The following is a 268-nucleotide window of genomic DNA, read 5'->3' on the forward strand; positions in this document are numbered from 1 at the left end:
GCCGAGGGCCTGTCTGAGGTCGCGGCATCTTCCGCGTTCCGTGCCGCCGCCGCTGTCTGAGTGACGGCGGCACAGACGTCTCGACCGCGGCACAGACGTCTCGACCGCGGCGATCGTTACCGCTTCAGCTCGGTGTACGCCTCGGCGCTGCTGTCCTTGAGGAACTGCCAGCACCGCTCCGTCTCGTCCGTCTCGTTGATCTCGCCGGCGGCGCGAGCGAGGGCGGCGAGGCAGCGCAGGAACCCGCGATTGGCCCGGTGGTCCCAAG

The 268-nt window shown here is 70.1% G+C and carries 1 protein-coding gene; it reads right to left on the bottom strand.

The annotated features are described in order from the left end of the window. Positions 1-116: 116 nt before the first annotated feature. The coding region (locus tag AC0IXA_RS27535; protein ID WP_471814918.1) for a DUF3151 family protein at positions 117-268 on the bottom strand (152 nt) is incomplete at its 5' end.

The organism is Pseudomonas sp. AC083 (assembly GCF_979253165.1).